Origin of the sequence: Bosea sp. F3-2 (assembly GCF_008253865.1) — a bacterium.
Taxonomy (GTDB): domain Bacteria; phylum Pseudomonadota; class Alphaproteobacteria; order Rhizobiales; family Beijerinckiaceae; genus Allobosea.
Genome location: NZ_CP042331.1, coordinates 2,208,131 through 2,225,416 on the forward strand (window position 1 = coordinate 2,208,131; position 17,286 = coordinate 2,225,416).

14 protein-coding genes are annotated in these 17,286 nt (G+C 60.5%); 8 read left to right on the top strand and 6 right to left on the bottom strand.

Features of this window, described 5'->3' with window-relative positions; all coding sequences use genetic code 11:
• Nucleotides 1-110: 110 nt before the first annotated feature.
• From FQV39_RS10285 to FQV39_RS10320, 8 genes are all read left to right on the top strand, one after another.
• The gene (locus tag FQV39_RS10285) at nucleotides 111-1,541 is read left to right on the top strand and encodes an ABC transporter substrate-binding protein (protein ID WP_248313388.1); all 1,431 of its coding nucleotides are present in this window, start codon (nucleotides 111-113) and stop codon (nucleotides 1,539-1,541) included.
• 2 nt (nucleotides 1,542-1,543) lie between these two features.
• A complete protein-coding gene (locus FQV39_RS10290; protein WP_149130202.1) occupies nucleotides 1,544-2,575 on the top strand; it encodes an ABC transporter permease in 1,032 nt (343 codons plus the stop codon).
• On the top strand, nucleotides 2,572-3,417 hold the full coding sequence (locus tag FQV39_RS10295) for an ABC transporter permease (RefSeq protein ID WP_149130203.1): 846 nt from the start codon (nucleotides 2,572-2,574) through the stop codon (nucleotides 3,415-3,417). Before FQV39_RS10290 ends, FQV39_RS10295 begins: the two co-directional genes overlap by 4 nt.
• Nucleotides 3,414-5,105: a dipeptide ABC transporter ATP-binding protein gene (locus FQV39_RS10300; protein ID WP_149133770.1), complete on the top strand. Its 1,692-nt coding sequence runs from the start codon at nucleotides 3,414-3,416 to the stop codon at nucleotides 5,103-5,105. Before FQV39_RS10295 ends, FQV39_RS10300 begins: the two co-directional genes overlap by 4 nt.
• A 375-nt stretch (nucleotides 5,106-5,480) precedes the next feature.
• Nucleotides 5,481-5,801 carry a cupin domain-containing protein gene (locus FQV39_RS10305; RefSeq protein ID WP_149130204.1) on the top strand — a complete coding sequence of 107 codons (321 nt, stop codon included), beginning with the start codon at nucleotides 5,481-5,483 and terminating at the stop codon, nucleotides 5,799-5,801.
• Nucleotides 5,802-5,905: 104 nt separating this feature from the next.
• A complete protein-coding gene (locus tag FQV39_RS10310) occupies nucleotides 5,906-7,408 on the top strand; it encodes a GMC family oxidoreductase N-terminal domain-containing protein (protein ID WP_149130205.1) in 1,503 nt (500 codons plus the stop codon).
• 42 nt (nucleotides 7,409-7,450) lie between these two features.
• Nucleotides 7,451-7,744 (top strand): putative quinol monooxygenase, encoded by a 294-nt coding sequence (locus tag FQV39_RS10315; RefSeq protein WP_149130206.1) that lies wholly within the window; start codon nucleotides 7,451-7,453, stop codon nucleotides 7,742-7,744.
• 128 nt (nucleotides 7,745-7,872) lie between these two features.
• On the top strand, nucleotides 7,873-8,880 hold the full coding sequence (locus tag FQV39_RS10320) for a threonine ammonia-lyase (RefSeq protein WP_149130207.1): 1,008 nt from the start codon (nucleotides 7,873-7,875) through the stop codon (nucleotides 8,878-8,880).
• 84 nt (nucleotides 8,881-8,964) lie between these two features.
• On the opposite strand, the gene FQV39_RS10325 is transcribed toward FQV39_RS10320, so the two are convergent.
• From FQV39_RS10325 to FQV39_RS10350, 6 genes are all read right to left on the bottom strand, one after another.
• Nucleotides 8,965-9,948, bottom strand: a complete 984-nt coding sequence (locus FQV39_RS10325) for a Gfo/Idh/MocA family protein (protein ID WP_149130208.1) — start codon at nucleotides 9,946-9,948, stop codon at nucleotides 8,965-8,967.
• A gap of 33 nt (nucleotides 9,949-9,981) precedes the next feature.
• The gene (locus FQV39_RS10330; protein WP_187640234.1) at nucleotides 9,982-11,571 is read right to left on the bottom strand and encodes a GMC family oxidoreductase; all 1,590 of its coding nucleotides are present in this window, start codon (nucleotides 11,569-11,571) and stop codon (nucleotides 9,982-9,984) included.
• 201 nt (nucleotides 11,572-11,772) lie between these two features.
• The gene (locus tag FQV39_RS10335; protein ID WP_149130210.1) at nucleotides 11,773-13,395 is read right to left on the bottom strand and encodes an ABC transporter substrate-binding protein; all 1,623 of its coding nucleotides are present in this window, start codon (nucleotides 13,393-13,395) and stop codon (nucleotides 11,773-11,775) included.
• A gap of 77 nt (nucleotides 13,396-13,472) precedes the next feature.
• Complete coding sequence (locus FQV39_RS10340; RefSeq protein ID WP_149130211.1) at nucleotides 13,473-15,182, bottom strand: GMC family oxidoreductase; 1,710 nt, start codon at nucleotides 15,180-15,182, stop codon at nucleotides 13,473-13,475.
• Between the two features lie 31 nt (nucleotides 15,183-15,213).
• Entirely contained in the window at nucleotides 15,214-15,765 is a 552-nt protein-coding gene (locus FQV39_RS10345; protein WP_187640235.1) for a VOC family protein, read from the bottom strand.
• A gap of 220 nt (nucleotides 15,766-15,985) precedes the next feature.
• Nucleotides 15,986-17,245 (bottom strand): D-amino acid dehydrogenase, encoded by a 1,260-nt coding sequence (locus FQV39_RS10350; protein ID WP_149130213.1) that lies wholly within the window; start codon nucleotides 17,243-17,245, stop codon nucleotides 15,986-15,988.
• Nucleotides 17,246-17,286: the final 41 nt, after the last annotated feature.

Sequence of the window (17,286 nt, forward strand, 5' to 3'; positions counted from 1 at the left end):
CGGCCCAGGCCCAGTCCCGCGCAGATACCTTGCGGCACGTCATGGGAGCGGTCTTCACATCCCTAGACCCGACCTTTGCAGGAGCGACCCGGGAGAGCTTCCCGTTGTCAATGAATGTCTACGACCGATTGGCCTCCTTTGGGAAAAAGGATGTGCCGGGCGGGTCCGTATTCGACATGGACACCATTCGCGGCGAGCTCGCAGAGAAGATTGATCGTTCGGCGGATGGCCTGACCTACACTTTCCACATTCGGCAGGGCGCCACATGGCATGACGGAACGCCGGTGGAGGCCGAGGACATCAAATGGTCCCTCGACCGCGCCGTCAGCGCAGCCAGCAACTCGAAGGCGCAAATGAACAACGGCTCGATGACGAGCCCGGATCAGTTCAAGGTCGTTGGCGAGCGGCAGGTCGAGATCAAGACCGAGCGGCCGGACCGGCTCACGCTGGCGACGTTCTGCGTTCCTTACATTCCGATGTTCAACAGCAAGCTCGCGAAGCAGCACGCGACGTCGGACGATCCATGGGCCATCAATTGGCTCAAGGAGAACACGGCCGGCGGCGGCGCGTACGTGGTCGAGAGCAATCGTCCCGGTCAGCAGGTTGTCCTGCGCCGAAATGAAAAGTGGAAGAATGGCCCCGACGGCGCCCTACCCTTCTTCCAGCGCGTCATCGTGCAGACGATCCCTGACATTTCGGCACGGGCGAGCCTTCTGGAACGCGGCGACGCCGATCTGACGCTCGATGCCGCCGCCAGCGACATCCCTGGGCTCGAGCAGCGCGGGCGCGTGCAGGTCGTCGCAGTGCCGCAATCCAATGCGTGGCAGTCGATCGCCTTGAACACGCTGGCGGCGCCGTTCGACGACGTGAAGCTGCGCCAGGCCGTGGCCGCAGCGCTTCCCTACGAGGACATGTTCAACGCCGCCCTTTTCGGCCGCGGCCAGCGACTCTTTGGAGCCGACTGGACCCAGCCGCCGCGGAACGTGATCCCGCAGCCCATGCCGTTCCGCCATAATCTCGACAAGGCCAAGAAGCTGCTAAGCGAGAGCGGCCACGCGAGCGGTCTCAAGACCAGCTTCTCCTTCCCCGCCAGCGCCTCCGCCACGGCCGAGCCGATGGCAGCCCTGATCAAGGAAAGCCTCGCCAAGATCGGCATCGAGGTCGCGGTGCAGAAGCTTCCCGATGCGCAGATGGCGACAGCGGTGTCGGAGCGCCGGCTGCCGATGTTCTTCGACTTTTTCACCGCGTGGTTGCCGACGTCCGAATATGTGACGCGAATCTTCCTGACCGCGACCACGCGCTGGAATCCGAGCGGCTGGAACGATGCGATCGCCACCAAACTCGGCGACGACGCGCGCTATGAGACCGACAAGGCCAAATACGATGCGATGATCGGCCAAGTCATCGAGCGCTACCTCGCCGCGACCCCGGTCGTCATGCTCTGGCATCCGAACCACGACGCCGTCGTCGCGAAGAATATCAAGGGCTACACTTACTGGTTCCATCGCGGGGCGGACTATCGGGATCTGAAGCGGGTTTGATCATGAGGGTCATCGTCAACATTGCAGCGAGGGTCGGAAATCGCCTCCTCGCTTCGTTGCCAGCTCTGTTTGGAGTGCTGGTGTTCACCTTCCTGCTCATGCGCGTTCTTCCCGGTGACCCAGCCGTGTTCTTCTCCTCCGACCCGAATGCCGGGCCGGCGGAGATCGAGCAGCTTCGCAAGGCGATGGGGCTCGATAAGCCACTGCCGGTCCAACTCACCTACTATTTGCGTGATGTCGCAACGGGCCATCTTGGCAAATCGATGTCGACTGGTCAGACGGTCGTGGCCGACCTAGTCGAGCGGCTGCCTGCGTCCTTGGAGCTGACCTTCATCGCGCTGGTGCTGGCCCTGTCGCTGGCGCTGCCGTTGGGGGTCGTCGCCGCTCTCAGGCCGGGCTCGGCGCTCGATCATGTTGTTCGGTTCGTCTCTTCGTTGGGTGTCTGCGCGCCCACCTTCGTGGCGGGGCTGCTGCTGATCTACGTCTTCTACGTGGTGCTCGGTTGGGCCCCTGATCCGACCGGCCGGATCGGTGCCTTCGATGCCCCACCGCCCGGCATCACGGGATTGCTGCTGATCGACTATCTGGTTGTCGGCGACTTCGCGAGCTGGCGGTCCGCGTTGGCGCAGCTCATCCTGCCCGCGACGACAATGGCGCTCTTCGTCCTGGCCCCCTTGGCGAGAATGACCCGCGCCTCGATGCTCGCCGCACTGGGCAGCGATTTCATCAGGACGGCGAGAGCGCTCGGCCTGTCGCGCTGGAAGGTGATCGTGAGCTATGGCCTGCGTAACGCGCTGCTTCCGGTGATCACCATCACAGGTGTCGTCTTCTCGACCATGCTGGGCGCCAACGTTCTCGTGGAGAAGGTCTTCGCCTGGCCCGGTGTCGGCTCCTACGCGCTCGATGCCCTTCTCTCGTCCGACTTCGCACCCGTCCAAGGTTTCGTTCTGTTGATGGCCACCATTTTTGTTATGGTGAACCTGCTGATCGACACCCTGTACGGCGTTGCAGATCCGAGGGTTTCGATCCGATGAGCTCCACCGTCAGACATGTGGGCTGGGTGCTACGCGGCAACCCGGTCACCGCCGTCGCCACATTCGGCTTCGCCTGCCTCGTCTTCCTCGCGCTGTTCGGGCCGTGGGTTCAGCCCTACGATCCGATCGCCTCGAATGTCACGAAGGCTTTGCTGCCGCCATCCGCGGAGCACTGGGCCGGAACAGACCAGCTCGGCCGGGACATCCTGAGCCGCCTGATCGCAGCCGTGCGGATCGACCTGGCGATCGCCGCCTCGGCTGTCGCGCTGTCATTCGCGGCCGGGGTCGTGATCGGCAGCATCGCCGGCTATGCCGGAGGACGCGTCGACCGTGTCATCGGCAGCGTCGTCGATGTGTTGATGGCCTTCCCGCTTTTCGTGATGGCGATGGCGATGGTGGCGGTGCTCGGCAACCGGATCGAGAACATCATCATCGCCACGGCCTTCATCAACCTGCCATTCTACATCCGGTTCGCGCGTGCCGAGGTCAATGTGCGACGCAACATCGGCTGGGTGGAAGCCGCGCGCGCCTGCGGCGACAGCCATCTCGACATCATCCTGTTCTCGCTCATCCCGAACATCCTGCCCGCCATGGCGGTCCAGATTTCCCTCAATCTCGGCTGGGCGATCCTGAACGCGGCGGGGCTCTCCTTCCTCGGCCTCGGCGTAACGGCGCCGACGGCAGAATGGGGAATCATGGTTGCCGAGGGTGCGCGCTTTATTCTCTCCGGCCAGTGGTGGCTGGTGGCTTTCCCTGGCGCAGCACTGATGCTGACGGTCCTCTGCTTCAATCTCCTGGGAGATGGTCTGCGGGACATCCTCGATCCTCGGATGCGCACATGAACAACGATCATCTTCTCAAAGTCAGCGATCTCCGAGTCGAGTTCTCAACGCGGAACGGAACCGTCGAGGCCGTCAAGAACGTCTCGCTCGCCCTGAAAGCCGGCGGCACGCTGGGCATCGTCGGAGAAAGCGGCTCGGGCAAATCTGTCACCGCCTATGCCATCACGCGGCTCCTCGATCGCGCGGGAAAAATCGCCTCCGGCCGGATCGAGTTCGACGGTCGCGACCTGCGTGCCCTGAGCGAGTTCGAGATGCAGCACCTTCGCGGATCTGCGATCTCGATGGTGTTCCAGAATGCCCGCGGCGCGCTGAATCCGATCAGGACAGTCGGCCAACAGCTCAACGACGCCCTCTCCGCCCATACCAGTCTGAGCAAGGAAGCCCGGCACCAGCGGGTGCTGTCCCTGCTCCGAGACGTAATGTTGACGGATGTCGAGCGCGTTCTCGCATCCTACCCTCATGAACTGTCCGGCGGCATGTGCCAGCGCGTAATGATCGCTCTGGGCATTGCGTGCGAACCCAAATTATTGATCGCGGACGAAGCGACAACGGGGCTGGACGTGACGACGCAGAAGGTCGTCATGGACCTGCTGGCGCAAATCGCGGCCAAACGCGGCATGGGGGTCATCCTGATCACCCACGATCTGGGACTGGCGGCGCAATATTGCGACTCCATCACGGTGATGCAGCGCGGCGAGGTCGTGGAAGCAGCAGCGGTAGAGGAAGTCTTCCTTTCCCCCAAGCACCCTTACACGCGTCGTCTCGTCGCCGCCTCGCCGACCGCGACATCGACGATCGACAGCCTCGTTATCGAGGATGACGGCACGCCGCCCGAGGCAGCGACCGTCCACGTGCTTCCCCGCAACTCGACCCCGCTCCTCCAGGTGACGAACCTGATCAAGGATTACCATGGGTTCAAGGCGGTCAACGACGTCTCCTTCGAGCTGAAGCAGGGCGAGAGCATCGGGCTCGTCGGAGAGTCAGGGTCCGGCAAGAGCACGATCTCGCGCCTTGTCACGCGCCTGATCGACCAGACGGACGGTCAGCTGCTGTTCAGGGGCGAGGACATCGGCAGGATTTCGTCTTCCAACTTCAATGCGCATCCGCTGCGCAAGGAAATCCAGATCGTCTTTCAGGATCCGCATGAAAGCCTGAATCCGCGTTACACCGCGTTCGACTGCATCGCGCATCCCCTTCTGAAGCTGGAAAAAGCCGTTGACCGGGCCCAGGCGAAACAGCGAGTGGAGCAGTGCGCCGATCGTGTCGGGCTTCCGCGAGAGCTGCTCTCCCGGTTTCCGCACCAGCTTTCCGGTGGGCAAAAGGCACGCGTCGGCATCGCCCGCGCCATCATCACCAGACCGAAACTTCTCGTGCTCGACGAGCCGACTGCCGCGCTGGACGTCTCGGTTCAGGCGATCGTGCTCAAATTGCTGGACCGGCTCCGCAAGGAAGAAGGCCTGGCCTTCCTGTTCGTCAGCCATGACCTCAATGTGGTCAGAATGCTCTGCGAGCGGATCGTCGTGCTGAAGAAGGGCGAGGTCGTTGAGCAGGCCGAGGCGAAGGCGCTCTTCAATGCTCCCCAATCGGGCTATACTCGCAGCCTGCTGGATGCGATCCCCTCATTTCGGAACGAGCTTTCGGCATCACCGGCTGGACCCGACCAGAAGGCGTCGCTCGCCTCGCTATAGGCGACGCTGCGGGGCGCAATCGCGGCTGATTGCCGTTACGTGACAGCTTTCCACAGGCGGCGCGGGCATCAATGCGCGCCGGCCTGTGGGCGCGGCAGCCTTCCGCCGGTTGCTGATTGCCAGTCGCTTCCTCTGGTCGCTGCTGTGCTGATGAGCGCTCAAGGCTCTAGCAATACGAGAGGCGAGCAACTCATAAGGAAACCCAATCAAACGAGACAGATAATTTAACTTTCATCATCTGTCAGGGCAAATTAGGTTCTCAATATCCTGTCGGGGCGCCCGCGCTCGATGACCATATGGGCCTCGGGCGGACGACTGAAAAAACGACCTCGGCATACTGAGTACGCGGAATACTTTGCTCCCAAGGAGGGCTCGATGGCTTCAGTAGCGGATGACGAATGGGTGGGGACCAAAGTCCTGTTCGAGAATGACCGGGTTCGCGTCTGGGATTTCCAGCTTCAGCCTGGCGAGTCGACCAGGATGCATACCCACAAGCGAGACTGGATGTATGTCTATGTCACCGAGGACAACCAGCTGCGCATCACCTATCCTGCCATGGGCGAAAAAGACTCCCATCAGCCTGAAGGGCACGTCTCTTTCCTGCAGATCGCCGATCTTCCGGTCGAGCGGCTGACCCATATGGCGACCAATATCGGCGACAAGCCGCATCGCCAGATCCTGATAGAGTTCAAGTAAATCCTCGTCGCGGCAACAACCGCGCGGCATGCGCGCGGTCGGGACTTTCCCGCGCATGGGCGCCGATCGCGAAGTTGCCAGCCCGACCTATCCGAGCCCGTAAGATGAACAGCTTTCCACTTTACGACGTTGTCATAATCGGCTCGGGCCTCGGCGCGTCCATCATGGCCAATAGGTTGGGAAGGTCAGGCGCATCCGTTCTCATCCTGGAGCGCGGCGAATGGCTTAGCTTCGGCGCGACACCGCACGAAATCTTCGTTCAGCAAAAATATCTGGCCAATGAAATGTGGGGAGAGAAGGGATCGACACCGTTCAGGCCCTACACATACTACAATGTCGGTGGAAATACGAAATTCTTTGGCGCCGTCATGGCGCGCTTCCGCGAGAAGGACTTCGAAGCGACGGAACAGTTCGGAGGACTTTCGCCGGAGTGGCCGTTCCGATACGAGGTAATCGAACCCTATTACACGGAAGCGGAACGAATCTTCCGTGTGATGGGACAGGAAGGCGAGGACCCTACCGAGCCGTGGCGCAGTTCGCCGTTCCCGCTCGCCAAAAACAAGGATGAACCCAGCATATTGGCTGCCCGCCAAAGGCTGGAGAAAACGGGGTTGTCAACCTTCACCACCCCGCTCTGCGTCGACATTAGGAAATGGAGTGAGGCATCACCGGACGGAACCTGGGAGAGCGTGCCGAACCGTGACCCGGCGAAGGCGGATGCGGAGAATTGCTTCCTGGCCGACGCTTTGCAGCTTCCCAACGTTACGCTGGTGACCGGAGCGACCGTTCGACGGCTGCTGCTTGACGAATCCGGCAAATCCATTCGCGCCGTCGAATTCCTCCACAACGGCACCGCCGAGACGGTGCAAGCCAAACAGTTCGTCCTTGCAGCCGGCGCGGTGAATTCGGCCGCGATTCTGCTTCGTTCCGCAGACGGAAAGGCTCCGCACGGGGTAGCTAACAAATCCGGCCAGGTCGGGCGCAATCTGATGGTGCATCACTGCACGGCGATCGTTGCAGTGGATCCGTTCACGCGCAACGACGCGATTTACCAGAAAACCATCTCATCCAACGACTACTATTTCGCCGATGTCGCTGCGCCACGAGGAGCCGGGCATCTTCAAGCTCTCGGTAAGATCACGCCCATCAAGATCCGGGCTTTCGCAAAATGGGCTCCAGAATTTGCGCTCCGCCTGCTCTCCTCGCGGTCGATCGACTGGTTCGCCGTGAGTGAAGACCTGCCGACCCCGGAAAGTGGCATTCTTGTCGACGGCATGTCGATCACCCTCGAATGGCGGCGACCGAACGAAACTCTACACAAGAGGTTCGTGTCGACGGTATCGCAACACCTTCGGGAAGCAGGCTACCCGATCATCCTCACCTCCGTGCGCGACACTCGCAATCCAACCCATCAATGCGGGACGGTGCGCATGGGCTGGGATCCGGCGTCGGCGCCTCTCGACGAATACTGCCAGAGCTTCGACCACCCAAACTTGTGGGTCGTGGACGGAAGCTTCCTGCCGAGCTCAACGGCGACGAATCCGGCCCTGACGATTGCGGCCCAGGCTTTGCGGTCGGCCGACCGTTTCCTTCAACTGGCAAAGTGACAGCAGAGCCAATCAACCTCGCGAAATCGGAGTTCTCCAGAAATGTCCTACGTCGTCATCGCGCTCACTAAAGTTCAGCCGGAATCTCGCGACGATTTCGTTGAAAAGCTGAAAAAGCACATTGAGCTGTCTCGCCTTGAGAAAGGCTGCCTCCAGTTCGATGTCAGCATCAGCAACGAGGACCAGAACGAATTCGTCTTCTTCGAGCAATATGTCGATGAAGCAGCATTTCTGGAACACAAGTCCCTCGAACGCGTGAAGAATCACATCGCCTCGGTGTCTCCGTTCGTCGAGGGCGGAGGCTGGGCAAAGAAACTCACGAAATTCTCAGTTTAGCCGCCCTGGCCTCAGTCCCCGCGATCTGGAAATGCGGCGGGCCAGACGTGAAGCGGTTCATCGGAGAGGCGCCTCCAACCGAGTACGGCCTTTCCGATACTTCTACTTCCCAACAAGCGTGATCGAGAATGACCGCATCAATTGCGACGAACCGGACAGCAAGCTTTATCGATCCGGAGCAGATTATCGAGGCTTACGATCGGATTAGCCGGGAGGTCGTTCGAACTCCTCTTCTCCGCAGCGACAGGCTCGACAAGCTTCTCAACGCGACTGTGTTCGTCAAAGCAGAAAACTTGCAGTCAACCGGCTCCTTCAAATTCCGGGGCGCACTCAACCGGGTTTCAACCCTGACGGAGGCCGAACGGGCCGGCGGTATCGTCGCCTGGTCATCGGGCAACCATGCGCTCGCGATCTCAGCGGTGGCCGCACGCAAAGGCATAGCCGCGACGATACTGATGCCCGCAGATGCTCCCCTGGCGAAAATCGAGGGGGCGCGCGGGTTTGGCGCTACCGTTCGGCTCTACGATCGGGCCACGGAGAACCGGGAAGCGCTCGGTCAGGCGATCGCGGACGCGACAGGCGCAGTAATTATCCCACCCTATGACGACCCGGCGATCATTGCGGGCCAGGGCACGGTTGCGATCGAGCTCATCGAGCAGGTCCATGAGGCCTGCCAGAAACTCGACTTGCTGGCTGTGAGTTGCAGCGGCGGCGGGCTGACCGCAGGGTGTGCGCTGGCCTTGCAGCGCTCGTCCCCGGCAACCCGCCTGTATTGCATCGAACCGGAAGGGTTTGACGATACAGCGCGCTCGCTTGCCGCTGGGTCGCGGGTGACCAACGCCCCAGGCCGGACCACCCTCTGCGATGCGCTGCAGGTCCCCACGCCCGGAGAACTCACCTTCCCTATCAACCGACAATACCTCAGCGGTGCTGTGACCGTCAGCGACGGCGAGGTCCGCAAAGCAATAAGGGTGTGCTACGATCTGCTGAAGCTCGTCGTCGAGCCGGGAGGTGTCGCGCCCCTGGCAGCGGCGCTCGCCGGCAAGCTGGATCTTGCCGGCAAAACCGTTGCTCTCGTCCTGTCCGGCGGGAATGTCGATGCGGAACGGTTTTCGGAGTGCATCGCACCAGCGTGATCGGGGAACTGCGAGGCCGTCGCGCCTCGCGGATTTCGTCGTTACGTTCGGGCCCTGTTCAGCGAGTGCGGCCACAGAAGCCAGTTATTCGACGTCGATTTCCGCATTTTCCCGACATGAGCGGTTGATCGCCTCGAGGGCCGCGATGCCGGCGATCACCTCTTCGATCGGAACAGGATATTCGGCATCCGCCGTTACATAGTCGGCGAAAGCGTGAAGCTCTGCCCGCTCGATGTCGACAGGTTCGAAATCGTAGACTTTGACGTCTTCATCGATCTTCAGCACGAGTTGCTCGTAGCCGCGCATCTCGCACCAGCCCTTGCTTCCGAAAAGCTGCAGCCGCCAATTCCGAGAGGTCGCGGTCATGGTGCTGAGATACCCGGTGCAGCCGGACGCGAACTCCAAGTTGGTATCAGTCGTATCGTCGATGTCGATCGTCAGAAATTGCCTTTTCGATCGAGCCCTGACATTGGCAATCGGGCCCGCGATCCCGATCATCGCGTCGAGCACATGGATGCCCATCAGCGTCATGCCGCCGGCAGGCGTCTCGGATTGGTTGGCGTGCCAAGCATCGGGTGAGAATTGGGTTCCGAAAGGCCCCGAGAAGTTCCCCTCGATATGCAGGAGCTGTCCCAGGCGGCCCTCCCGGAAGATCTGATGGAGCCGCCGATAGGTCGGCAGGAAGCGCCTATTGAACCCGACGGCCAGTTTTACGTTCGCAGCCCGTGTCGACGTGATCGCAGCAAGGGCGCTGGCGACATCGAGCGCCATCGGCTTCTCGACAAAGACATGAAGCCCGGCCGCGGCCGCCGCGCGGATCTGCTCCACATGCTCGCTATGGGGCGATGCGATCACGACGGCGCCTGCCTGGCCGGATGCGAGCATCTCCTCGTAATCGCCGAATAGCTGCAGCCCTTCCTCATCAGCGAATTCTGCATGTCGAGCCGGCGTCTTCGTGTACCCCGCCTGGAAGACTATTCGCTCGCTCGACGCACCTCGCCCGACCGAGCGCACGAGCGTTCGCCCCCACCGTCCGAGGCCGACAATTCCAGCGTTCAGCATCGTCATCTTTATCCCGTTCAAAACTGCCTTCTAATGAGCTCAGCGCGCCCCGCTCGCGAGCCATTCCGCAAGTCGCTCCCCGATCATCATGCAGGTCGCGTTGAGGTTCGAGCTCACGACAAAGGGCATGACCGAAGCGTCGGCTACGAACAGCCCGGCGACGCCGTTGACACGTAATCTGTCGTCGACCACGGAACCCATTCTCGCGGTTCCCGCCGTGTGGAAAATGCCCTTCGCCGTTTCCTTGATATAGGCTCCAAGCTCATCATCGCTGCGGATGGCCACTCCGGGCCGATACTCACCCAAGACGTGACTGCGGAGCGGCTCCGTGTCGAAAACCTCACGGATGGCGCGATGCCCCTTCATCAGCGTTGCCACGTCCCGTTCGTCGCCGAAGAGGTTGGGCTGAATCTTCAGTTGGTCGCGGCAATCCGACGATCGGAGCTCGACATGACCCGACGAATGAGGACGGTGGACGTTGATGATGGCCGTGACGGCCGGCTTGTCGAGAAAACGCGTGCCGCCGGCGTGCAGCTCATAGCCGCCGGGCGTGAACAGCACCGAGAAACGCGATCTGTCGTCGCCGCTGTCCAGCTTTTTGGCGAGGACGGCTTGCGTCATCGGACTGGAGGCCGGCCCTGTCCCGTAGACGAGCCATTCCAGCCCCGCCATCAACTTCTGGAACGGCCCCCTGATCATGTTGAAGGTTTTGATGTCGACCCATGCTACATGCCGCGTACCCGCATGATCCTGGAGGTTCTGCCCGACCCCGGGAGCGTCGATCAGCACATCGATCCCGTGCTGGCGCAGCATTTCCGCCGGGCCGATGCCTGATAGCATCAGGATCTGAGGGGTCCCGAAAACGCCGCTGCTCAGAACGATTCCTTTTCGCGCCAGGACTGACTCTGGCCGATTGTTCCGGATCACCTCGACACCGACTGCCTTGCGCCCTTCGAACAGGACGCGCTGCGCGAGCGAATTGAGCTGTATCCGCAGGTTCGGTCGCTTCGATGCAGGCCAGAGGAATGACCGTGCCGCGCTGAAGCGCTGCCCCCTTCGCTGTGAAACCTGCGCGAAGCCGACGCCTTCATAGCTGCCGCCATTCACGTCATCGAGGAAAGGCGCCCCGTGATTGACACAGGCCTTGACGAAAATATCCGACATCGGATGCCGGCTGCGGAGCGCACCAACCGGCTGAGGACCGGACGCACCGCGCGCCTGGCTTTCACCGACCTCATAGGTCTCCAATCGACGAAAATACGGCAGGACGCTGGCATAGTCCCAGCCCCGATTGCCCAAGGCCGCCCAAGCGTCGAAGTCCTCGGCGCTCCCGCGCAGAAAACACATGGCATTGATCGAGCTCGTGCCACCGAGGAGTTTCCCCTTGGGCATGTAGTCCTTCTGGCCGACCCGGGTCCAATCCGGCTCAGCCGTGACCCGCCAGTCGAATGAGGGATCGCCATACATGGTACTCTGCCCCAGCGCCGGCATCACGACCTTCAGAGACTTGTCCGAGCCGCCGGCTTCCAAAAGCAGGACGGTGCATGACGGATCCTCCGACAACCTGGCGGCGACGACGCTTCCGGACGACCCGGAGCCCACGACGATGTAGTCGTAACTCGATTGCATGCTCGACCTCGATGCCTCCCTGGATCGCGGCCGGGGGCGAGCACCGGCTAGACCGTTCGGATGAAATTGCCGCAGATACAGATCCTGTCGCGGCGCCGCGCGAAGCATTCGCAGCCGCCAGGCAAGGCATCCCGCCGACCCTGAAAGGGCCGACGGCCACCACGCGGCTACGGATGCCCTCGCTTGAGGCGAACAGGCCTGTCAGACACGGCGCAGGTCGCGGTAATCGGCGCCGCGATGGTAATAATAGGTGTACCCTTGAATGTTCTTGGCGATCACGGCGTCGTGGTTCGGATGCCAGAGCATCGCAATCGGCACAGCCTCTTGGAAACGCTTGATGATCTGTTTGACCTTCTGGTCGTAGACCGCTTGATCCCGCTCGTATCTGGCCTCTTCGGCAAGCCGAGCCACCACGGGGTCGCTCCACCCGCTCGGATTCCAGCGCGTCGTCGCGATCAGGAAGACGCGAGTGACATAGTCTGGGGTCGGCATCCACGAGGTGAAGAAGTCGAAGAACATGTGAAGGCGACGTTCCGAAACCATCGTGACCATCTGCGCGTCCGGCAGCTTCTGAACGGTCACTTCGATGCCGATCTTGCCAAGGCTCTCTTTAATCAACGCTCCCATCGGCTCAACCGTCGACGAGACCGCAGCCGGAAAGCTGAAATTGATCTTCAATCCCTTCGGATAACCGCTTTCAGCCAGGATGGCCCGGGCCCGTTCTAGATTGAACGCGTTAGGCATCGGCTGAGGAAAGGCGGCTTCCGGCGGTTCAGACCATTTCGCGCCGAACAGCGGCTTGCCGCGTTGGAACAGAGCAGCCTTGAACATGTCCTCGTAGGGAAGCGCCGCCGCGACGGCTTGTCGAAGTTTGGGATCGTCGAATGGTGCCGCCGTCATGTTGAACGCTATGGACTGCCAAGCGTTCGACTGTGGAACGGCGACTACTCGCACTGCCCCACGCTGCTCAAGGCCTGGGATGTCGCTCGCAGCCGCATCCAGGGTGAGGTCCGCGTCCCCCCTTTCAAGCAGGCTTGCCCGAGCCGAGACGTCAGGAATGGTCTGGATGATGACCCGCTGGAAGAACGGCAGCCTGCCACCCTCTCCATTCTTCCAGTTTTCGTTCCGTTTGATGGTCACCTGCTGCCCTGGGCGGTTGCTTTCGACAATGTAAGCACCGCCACCGGCGACATTCTCTTTCAGCCAGTTGATGCCCCAGGGATCATCGGAGGCCGCGTTGCGCTTGACCAACTTGCTGTTGAACATGGGCATATACGGCAGACAAAGTGTCGGCAACGTCAGCCGGTCTGACTTCTCCGTGCGAATTTCGATCTGTCGTTCTCCGACAACCTTGAACTGCTCGGGGTCAGTCATCGAACCAGCGGCCATCTGGGCCTTGGCATTCGAGATGGCCGTCACCGCGCGATCAAGCGACCATTTGATGTCGTCGATTTCGACGGGCGACCCATCGTGCCATGTTGTGCCCGGACGGATGTGGAGGACATATGACCTGCCGTCCGCCGATTTATCGATGCGTTCCGCGACTTCGCCGCGGACGTTATTGATATCGAACATGTAGCCGCCGGGCACCTCACGGCGGCCGAAACCGACAAGCCGATCGTATACGTTGACGGAAAACGGAAAGCTCTCACGCGTCGCTCCAGCAAACGACGGATCAAGCGATGAGAACACCGCTCCCATGACATGTCGCAGCGTGTCAGCGCGCGACTGGGCATTTGCCCCTTTCGGAGAAATAGCTGGCATGGCCGCCCCCGCAGCCAGAGCGGTAGAGAGTTTCAGATATTCCCGACGGTTGATTGGCATGTGGTTCCCCTATTGTAGTTTTGTAGCGCTTATTCATCGCGATTCACTTAGTTCAATTCCCCTCCCTTTGCTTTTTATTATTCGCAAGCGATATGATCAGAGATCTTTTCCCCGATCATGAGAGTACTGAGAAACGTATTTGCCCGAGGGATCGTCGGCATTATCGAAGCATCGGCGACGATTAGATTGCGGAAGCCAACGACGCCCCCATCCGGCCCCACGACAACGTCAGGATCAGAAGTGGAGCCCATGCGACAGGTACCGCATGGATGAAACATCCCCACTGTCGCCTCGCGTACAAAGTCTCTCAGCTCCCGCTTGGGCGCCGCAGCGTCGTACGCAGCGCTAACAAGCCGAATGAGCCAACGCTCCAAGGGTGGCGCGATATCCATGGCCTTCGATAGGCCATAGCTAAGCAGGTGGTTACGAAAGCCCGGCAGAGCCAAACGCGAAATAAGAGGCGATTTTCCGGGAACGAAGACCTTTGAGATCATCGGCGACACGGTATCGTGAGCCAAAAGCGCAGCCGCGAATCCGAAAGCGTCGGTCATGCGCTCGAGGTCGCGCTCGTCCGATAAGAGGCGGAACGATATCTTTGGCAGATCCTGATCGGCTGACTGATTCAGTCTAATCTCACCACGTGAGTAAGATTTATAGACCGACATTCCCAAGGCACCGATAGTTTCGCCAAGGGGATGCCATGATGTTTTACCTAGGATAAACATCAACATGTCGCTGGCTGGGCAGCCGTCTTTTTGCGACGAATAGCGCAGGACGCTATTTCCGTGAGGCCGGATTGCGTGGGGATGGCGCTTTCCCGTCTTAAGACGACAGGCGACCCGAAGCATGGGATGGTTGAGCAGGTTCGATCCGACGCCCGGCCGATCCGCGGCCACGTTAATTCCGCATTCTCGAAGGTGGGATGCTGGGCCTATGCCGGATCTTAGCAAGATCGCCGGCGATTGGATTGCTCCAGCCGAAAGCACGAACTGACGCGCCCTAATCGCGACCGAGCGCCCTTGGACGTCAATTAATACAGCCTGCGCCTGGCGGTCGGAAAGTAACAATTTCCGGACAAACGCTTGGGTGAGGATCGTCAGGTTTTGCCGCCGCCTTACACCCTCCTTCAGATACGCCTTAGGCGCAGTAATCCGAACCCCGCCATGGGTATTATACGGCATCGGATAGAGCCCGTCCTCTGACGAGCTGTTAACGTCTTCGCCCCGTGCGAAGCCGCCGCTGGCAAGTACCGATGCGAGTGCCTGCGCGAACGGCGGCCATTCCTTAGGAGAATGACGCCAGATCGGGATTGGTCCCTTGGTTCCATACGGCCCAATGTCGCGCTCAAGGTCATGTTCGAGCTTCTGGAAATAAGGACGAACGCCGTCCCATCCCCAGCCAGTCGCGCCTGCGTCTTGCCATTCTTCAAAATCAGCGGGCAGCCCACGTAGCGCGTGCATGCCCATCACCATCGAGCCGCCGCCAAGTACCCTCGCCTGAATGAATGGCTCCGCCGCGCCGGATTCCCGTTGCGCAGCAACGAGGCCGGGCCATGTGAACTGCGGATCGGTATACGAACGAGGAAACGTGTCTAGAACGCTTTCCGGCTCGCGCGCGCGGCTATGGTCAGCACCAGCCTCGATCAGTAGAACATGATGATTTGGACTTTCGGAAAGACGAGAAGCGACGACGCAGCCGGCGGTGCCGCCGCCAATAACGACAGTATCGAATACCTTGTCGACTATCGAAGATGGAATTGGCACTGCACCGTCCGCCACGATCCTCATAAACTAGCGTCGTTCCTCTGAGCGTCGGCCCTTAGGCATAGAGGGACGATCCATCCCACTCGCGGGCCAACCGTTGCTGCTCGCGCCACCCCGCGCCGCCATCGGCGAGATAGACGAGTTCGATCAACCCGACAGTCTCCGCACTATGGAAGAAGCCGGCGATCGTCCCGTTTGGCGCCAGAACGCGCTGAACTTCCCGAAAGCCGCGCCCAAGCAGCTGTGCTCGTCCAGTATCAAAATCCTCGACGCGGCATCCTATGTGATGAATTGAATTCGAAGGCGCAGGGAATCTCGTTAAAACCGACGGAAGGTCGTCATGCTGACAAAGCAACTCGATCTGCAGATCGCCATGCCAGGCCTGAGCAATGCTATAATCTACGGAATAATCTTTTCCCTCGAATTGAAATTGCTTGTATCCAATGTGCTCCCGGACGCTAAACGGTCCCACCCCGGCCGTGTTTACCCAATGCGCAATGGCTCGACGCAGGTCGGGAACCACATAAGCTATTTGCTGAACAGACGCAGGCAAGACTGGAAGCCCGCGCAGCTGGTGGTGACTGGCGGCGACAGCATCCAATGACATCGGTGTTACTCCAGCTGTGGCAGCCATGCCCAAACCATGGGCACAGCCGCCCGAATGCCACGAGCGATGCGCTCAACGGCTTCAGCAAGCAAAGCCTAGGCGAAATCGACCATTAGATAAAATTAATTCGCCTACTCTCTCACATTAGAAAACCTCATTATAAAGCCGTAGTCTTTCAGCAAATTTCGAGTGCTATCAGTCAGTTAAGCCGCACCTGCTTTCAGCGAGAGAGCCCGAACCAGTCCGCGCGAACGGGATTGGGTTGGCGGGAGATGAGATCTGCAGCGAGGCAAGCGGATCCACACGCAAGCGTCCAACCTAAGGCGCCATGGCCGACATTCAGGAAGAGGCCCTTCAAAGGCGCCCAATCTATTATCGGGCGACTATCCGGCGTGGCCGGCCGCAGTCCGGTCCATGGCTGAACATCACACTCCAGATCGAGATCAACGGTCTGCGAAGCTTGACTCATCAGAGCTTCAAGTCGGCGGCGCCGGACCTCCCTGTCCATCCCCACGAGATCGGCAATTCCCGCGACCCGCACTACAGGTCGCCCATCCCGAGTGAGGGGCGCAAATACGAGCTTTCGATCGGAATCGGTCACGGAATGCTGTAGGGCTGGCGCTCGTGGCTTAGCCCTCGCGGTAATCGAATACCCCTTCATTGGATAGATCGGGAGCGAGATACCCGCTCCTCGAACGAAAGCGGGCGCGTCAGCCCCGAGTGCAATGACCACCAGATCAGCACGCAGATCGCCTTGGCTGCCGGCAGCACCCAAAACTTGGCCCTGTGAAACGATCAGGCTTCGAGCATGGAAGCCCAGCTCAAATTTCACGTTGGCTCGCCGATCGAGGCGATCCTTAAGCTCCCGACAGAACTTCAGGCAATCGCCGACCTCCTCGCTAGGCGTATAGACACCACCGGCCATCTCGCCGAGCGGAACCCTCAGACTGGGCTCCAATGCCAGGCACTCGCTAGCGCTGAGAATGGTCTGAGCTGCACCTTCTGCAGCCTGTCGTTCGATCTGGCGCCGGGCAGCGGCGAAGCTATTCACCTTCCGATAGAACACCAATTTGCCAGTGACCCGCCGATCAAAGGACAGATCTTCGGCACGAGCGAGTTCCGAAAGCCGGGCTTTGCTCAAACCTGAGAGTGCAAGCTGCGCCTTGGTCGTCTCAGCCACCGCCGCATCGGTACAGTACGCCAGGAAGCGCATGGCCCACTCTAGGAACTGGGGGTCAGGCACCGGCTTGATGCGCACCGGCCCAGTCCGGCGTAGCAACAGGCCGCCGAGCTTGCGCAAGGTTTCGGGCGACGCGAACGGCGCAACAAAGGAATACGATAGCTGTGCGCCATTCGCGAAACTCGTCTCAGCGGCGCACTCATGCCGACGATCAACAATCGTTACTTCATGACCTCGCTCGGCCAATTCCCAAGCGGTGGTCAGTCCGATCACTCCCGCTCCGAGTACAACGATGTGCATCGACCATTTCCCCAACTATTGGGCGACGCCGCGTACCGAAC

Coding starts and splice junctions, on each gene's coding strand:
- FQV39_RS10345 (WP_187640235.1), bottom strand. CDS start 15,765: ATGTCATTGGATGCTGTCGCCGCCAGTCACCACCAGCTGCGCGGGCTT.
- FQV39_RS10305 (WP_149130204.1), top strand. CDS start 5,481: ATGGCTTCAGTAGCGGATGACGAATGGGTGGGGACCAAAGTCCTGTTC.
- FQV39_RS10335 (WP_149130210.1), bottom strand. CDS start 13,395: ATGCCAATCAACCGTCGGGAATATCTGAAACTCTCTACCGCTCTGGCT.
- FQV39_RS10300 (WP_149133770.1), top strand. CDS start 3,414: ATGAACAACGATCATCTTCTCAAAGTCAGCGATCTCCGAGTCGAGTTC.
- FQV39_RS10330 (WP_187640234.1), bottom strand. CDS start 11,571: ATGCAATCGAGTTACGACTACATCGTCGTGGGCTCCGGGTCGTCCGGA.
- FQV39_RS10285 (WP_248313388.1), top strand. CDS start 111: ATGAATGTCTACGACCGATTGGCCTCCTTTGGGAAAAAGGATGTGCCG.
- FQV39_RS10290 (WP_149130202.1), top strand. CDS start 1,544: ATGAGGGTCATCGTCAACATTGCAGCGAGGGTCGGAAATCGCCTCCTC.
- FQV39_RS10315 (WP_149130206.1), top strand. CDS start 7,451: ATGTCCTACGTCGTCATCGCGCTCACTAAAGTTCAGCCGGAATCTCGC.
- FQV39_RS10340 (WP_149130211.1), bottom strand. CDS start 15,182: ATGAGGATCGTGGCGGACGGTGCAGTGCCAATTCCATCTTCGATAGTC.
- FQV39_RS10325 (WP_149130208.1), bottom strand. CDS start 9,948: ATGACGATGCTGAACGCTGGAATTGTCGGCCTCGGACGGTGGGGGCGA.
- FQV39_RS10295 (WP_149130203.1), top strand. CDS start 2,572: ATGAGCTCCACCGTCAGACATGTGGGCTGGGTGCTACGCGGCAACCCG.
- FQV39_RS10310 (WP_149130205.1), top strand. CDS start 5,906: ATGAACAGCTTTCCACTTTACGACGTTGTCATAATCGGCTCGGGCCTC.
- FQV39_RS10320 (WP_149130207.1), top strand. CDS start 7,873: ATGACCGCATCAATTGCGACGAACCGGACAGCAAGCTTTATCGATCCG.
- FQV39_RS10350 (WP_149130213.1), bottom strand. CDS start 17,245: ATGCACATCGTTGTACTCGGAGCGGGAGTGATCGGACTGACCACCGCT.